At 37.9% G+C, this 4824-nt stretch carries 5 protein-coding genes; all 5 read left to right on the plus strand.

Annotated elements, in window-relative coordinates; all coding sequences use genetic code 11:
• The first annotated feature begins 399 nt into the window (after positions 1 to 399).
• The 5 genes from G322_RS0117595 to G322_RS0117615 all read left to right on the plus strand — a co-directional run bounded on the left by G322_RS0117595 (position 400) and on the right by G322_RS0117615 (position 4450).
• On the plus strand, positions 400 to 879 hold the full coding sequence (locus tag G322_RS0117595; RefSeq protein WP_022943012.1) for a type II secretion system protein: 480 nt from the start codon (positions 400 to 402) through the stop codon (positions 877 to 879).
• An 18-nt stretch (positions 880 to 897) separates the two neighbouring features.
• On the plus strand, positions 898 to 2139 hold the full coding sequence (locus G322_RS0117600; RefSeq protein ID WP_022943013.1) for a DUF711 family protein: 1242 nt from the start codon (positions 898 to 900) through the stop codon (positions 2137 to 2139).
• A gap of 18 nt (positions 2140 to 2157) precedes the next feature.
• Positions 2158 to 3192 carry a lactonase family protein gene (locus G322_RS0117605; RefSeq protein ID WP_022943014.1) on the plus strand — a complete coding sequence of 345 codons (1035 nt, stop codon included), beginning with the start codon at positions 2158 to 2160 and terminating at the stop codon, positions 3190 to 3192.
• Between the two features lie 3 nt (positions 3193 to 3195).
• Positions 3196 to 3795 (plus strand): thioredoxin domain-containing protein, encoded by a 600-nt coding sequence (locus G322_RS0117610; RefSeq protein WP_022943015.1) that lies wholly within the window; start codon positions 3196 to 3198, stop codon positions 3793 to 3795.
• A 388-nt stretch (positions 3796 to 4183) separates the two neighbouring features.
• The gene (locus G322_RS0117615) at positions 4184 to 4450 is read left to right on the plus strand and encodes a hypothetical protein (RefSeq protein ID WP_022943016.1); all 267 of its coding nucleotides are present in this window, start codon (positions 4184 to 4186) and stop codon (positions 4448 to 4450) included.
• Positions 4451 to 4824: the final 374 nt, after the last annotated feature.

Raw genomic sequence — 4824 nt, forward strand, 5'->3', positions numbered from 1 at the left:
CTACGTTGCATTCAATCGCAATAGCTAGCTATTACTCAATCATGCGCCTTGCTCTTCATCATTTTTCCTCAACAAGCCCTGATCACAATATTATGTGGAATGGTATGATTAGTAATAAAAACCCGATCGTCAAACCGTGATGTTAAAAATTATCCCATTAATGTCTGATAATTTTATTTTTGATATGCCTAACCCCAAATTTGAGTCGATACCTGTGTGGGCCGCCTGAAAAAGTTGCTAGAGTCTGTAGATACAGAACTCATTGACTGGCAATATAAAACTGAGTGTGGTGAAATTCCTCATTTTTAAGAGATCGCCCATTTTAGAAAATTGTGTAAGAATGTGCGTAGAATTTTAGTGCTTAATCGTGTTGCTACAAAGCTAAAATAAGGAGAATATGTGAGTAAAGGCTTTACATTAATTGAGTTAGTAGTAGTGATTGTTATTTTAGGCATTTTATCTGCAGTGGCAGTGCCTAAATTTATATCACTCTCTTCTGATACGCGCATTGAAGTGATAACACAAATTAAAGTAAGTGTTAAAGTTGCCAACGACTTTATGTTTATTAAATCTAAACTGCCGAGTTATGCCGCTCAGCCCGTGCCTAATAGAGAGGATCTCATTGATGTTGATACTAATGGTGATGGTCATTATGATACTCGGTTAAAATGGAGCTATTTAGATAATACCGATATTGAGCAACGCATTGGTCTTTCTGATGATTTTGAAATTGAGGAGCAGGGCGTTGCTTTCACCTATATTGGCTATGATTTTAATGAAGATTTTAATGTACAGGATGATAATTGTTACTTCAAATACACCCAAGCTTCCTCTGCAACGGTCCCACCTGTTTATGAGATCGTAAAAAGTGGCTGTTGAATAATTAAAGGAGAAATTGTGAATTTTAAAGATAAGTCCCTCTGTAAACTGCGTACTATCACCACTTTTTTAGTGTTAACTAAAGATAAAAACTTATGGCAAAATGAAATTAAAAAAGCCTCTGATTTTTGTCTATTATTGGCCAGTCGATTTGCTGAGCAAGATTACCAAGTGCAATCTATTCGTATTGTGACCAATGCTTTCTCTGAATACCTCAATACCGATAACTTACAAACTGCAAAAGATGATCTGCAACTGATCCGCTCGTTGTTAAACACGATTAAATCGGATGGTTTACGCATTCGTTTTGCGATTGGTGAAGTGAAAACAATACATGAAATCGCACTGTTACCTGAGTTAATAAAAGAGTTTGGTGACCTGTGTAATGCGTGCGTTAATATCCCCATTGATGAATTTTCAGTGCTTGATAAAATGCGCATTGATGCGTGTGTGCAAGCGGTTGAAAAAATCGCACACATTACTGATCGTGGTGAGGGAAACTTTAACTTTACTGTTAACTTTAACTGCCAACCTTTAATTCCTTATTTTCCTGCCAGTTATCATGATAGTGCACTTGGAAATCGTTATGTAATTGGTTTTGAAACGCCAGATTTGTTAGTGAAAGTATTAAGTGATTTTAATGAAAGTAACCCACAAAATAATCCACAAGAACGGTTAAAGCAATATCAGCAGTTAATGTCACAAGCATTGCAATATCATGTTGCACAGGTGGCCAACATCATCACAGAGTTTGATGAAAATGATCATCAAGGTGAGTTTGTTTTCGCTGGCATCGACAGCTCAGCTGCTCCCTCAAAAGATTGTGCCAGTATGGTTGAGGTGTATAAACAGCTTGGTGTTCCCTTTTTTGGTGCATCGGGCACGGTGGAAGCCTCTGCATTGTTAACGCGTGTTTTTAAATCGATAACAGCGTTACCTTTAGTGGGATTTTCGGGATTGATGTTAGCGGTAACGGAAGACAGAGGGCTTGCACAAGGCACCATTGATGGCGATTATGATATTCGTTCGCTGTTAACCTACAGCGCGGTGTGTGGTATTGGGCTAGATACGGTGCCGATTCCGGGAGATACCCCATCGGATAAAATTGCGGCATTAATGGCGGATACAGGCACCATGGCATTTCGTCTCAATAAACCACTTACGGTACGTCTGTTTCCAGTGCCTGGTCTACAAGCGGGTGAGTTAACTCAATTTGAAAGTGACGACCTGTGCAACTGCGCCGTGTTAGCTGTCCCTTAAATTGAGAGAAACAATAAAATGAATAATATTCTATATATAGGTAGTTACACTCCCAATAACAATGCAGGTATCACCGTTGCAGAGTTCAATCATCAAAACGGACAGTTAGTTGAATTAAAAACGATTTCTGAACTACCTGACACAAGTTTTTTAGCGGTGACTAAAGATAAAAGCTATCTGCTAGCGGTGAGTGAGCATGACGTTAATGGTGAGCTTGGTTGCTTTGATATTAACGATCCTAAGTCACCTCGTTTTATCAATAAGCAAAGTACATTAGGAGGCTCTCCTTGTCATATTAACTTGAGCGCTAATAAAGCCTTTGTGAGCAATTATGGCTCTGGTAATGTGAGTGCATTTTCACTAACAGAAAATAAGTTATTACCTGCCTACGCTGATGTCCAGCATCAAGGTCAGGGAGGTGATCTCCAGCGACAAGCAAGCGCCCATGCTCATGCAAGCCAATTAAGTGTGGATGAGCAATTTTTAGTGGTGGCTGATTTAGGGATTGATGCGCTAAAAGTTTATCGTGTCAGTGAAAAACAGCTCTCGTTAGTGTTTAGTGCTTCATTACCTGCGGGTGCAGGGCCAAGGCACCTGACTTTTAATATGGATGGTGATAAGTTATACCTTGGTAATGAACTTAACAGTGAAGTGACGGTGTTTGCTTTTAACCCTAAAAAGGGTGAATTAGACCTATTACAGACAATAAGTAGCTTGCCAAATGATAATCAAACTGAGAGTTACATTGCTGAAGTCACATTGAGTAATGATGGTGGTTATCTCTATGTGAGTAACCGTGGCCATGATAGTATCGCTATTTTTTCTGTTGATGCTCAAACAGGTTTGTTGACTGTGGTCACTTTGACAGAAACTGGTGGACTATTTCCACGTCATTTTGTTTTGTCACCTGATCAAAACTGGTTATTAGTCGCCCATCAAAATAGTGATTATTTAACCGTTTTTAAACGTGATAATTGCTCTGGTTTATTAACAAAAACAGACAATAAGTTGGCTGTTAAACACGCTGTTTGTCTCTGTTTTCTAGAAGGTTAAATTATGCACCCCGAACTTTATTTTATTTATGATTCTCACTGCCCGTGGAGTTACGCTACAACGCCTCTGGTGAATGCACTCAGTGATAGTTTCCCCGAACTTGAAGTTCATAATTGGCATTGTGCACACTATGATGGCAGTGATTGTGCGGGTTTCTCACAGATTAAAGCCGCTGAAAAACAGAGTGGTCAGACATTTGGTCAAGAGCATATTCGTTTTGCAGACAGTCCTAAAAATGCCATATTAACAGCAAACTTTATGGCCTGGTTGCAAGATAAACAGCCTGAGAAAGTATTACCAATCCTCAATGCGTTGCAAAAAGAGCACTTTGTTGAAGGCAACCCCTTTGGTTGTAAACGTGATTTTAATACGTTAGTTGCACAGTTTAAACTTTCACCGCCAAACAAGGTATTTAAAGAGGTTTTAAGCAATGAAGCCCTTTATCAGCAATCCGATATTCAAGAATTACAGGCATTTATGCAAAACAGTGCATTTCCTGCCTTACTATTAACCTATGGCGATAATGCAATCCTGTTGGAGCATGCTTCTTATCTGAATAAACCACAGGATCTCGTGAAAGTGGTCAAAAAACTGTTAGCTTAGATTATTTATATAAAAACTGAGCCGTTTTTATGACTCAGTTTTTTACGAGGTTAGGTAGAAGAAACATACATTTTCGTAATATCTAAAATATGCTTACCTCATATTTTTTTCTTCTGATGAATAAAGTTCGAACATCGTCCCTTTGATGCGTAAAAATGATAACCTTTTATACCCTGCAAAAGCCTGTCATATTTTAGCTTCTTACTTGTTCCTAAAAACGTATTTTAATCCCTAAATATCATAATCAAAACGCTGGTAGATCCTAACCTCATAGGGATTGTCAGGGGGCCACGCTATCTGTCATTGACCGTGAACTTACAAAGATCTTATTGAAAGCTTGTAAAATTATATTTAGCAGTATAAAAATAAAATAGCCAATGAAGTTAGTATGAAAAATTTAATAATACCGGGTTTAGTAGCTACGGGGTTTATTTTTAGCCCATTGGTTTTAGCAGGTAAACCAGTAGGAGCTGGAGAATTTGTACCTGAAGCATTATTTGAAATCACTTTACCAGAAGCAAATTGCGCAGAAGTTTCCGGAAGTGACTTCTGGGAAATATGGGATTGCTCTGAAACTCTAGAATATGATGAAGAAGTGCCTAATGTAAGTGATATAATTCACTCAAAATTTGGTGTGATCTTGAGTTTGAAGTGATAGTTACGTATAAGACAACTATTTCTGACACCAAATTCGAGAAGGAGAAATTTGATCTGCATATGTCCGATGATTATTTAACCTACACTTATAATACGCTCGTATATGATAGTTTTAGCTTATGTAATGCAGATGTAGTTATTGAAGACATGCTGAAGTGAGTTATTAGCAATGGAAGTGCATGCAGAATATGAAACAGTTATCTTCGGTCCGTTTGATGTTGCCATTGATGAATAAAAATTTGGCTCTGTTGTAGCTAATTGTTGTCTATACTTATAAATAAGACTTAACTGATTGAAGGTACTCGCAATGAAGACTAAATTATTTGTAAGTAAGCTTAATCTAATCACAAAAGCACTTTTCTCTATGACACC

The organism is Psychromonas hadalis ATCC BAA-638, from assembly GCF_000420245.1.
GTDB classification, from domain to species: Bacteria; Pseudomonadota; Gammaproteobacteria; order Enterobacterales; family Psychromonadaceae; genus Psychromonas; species Psychromonas hadalis.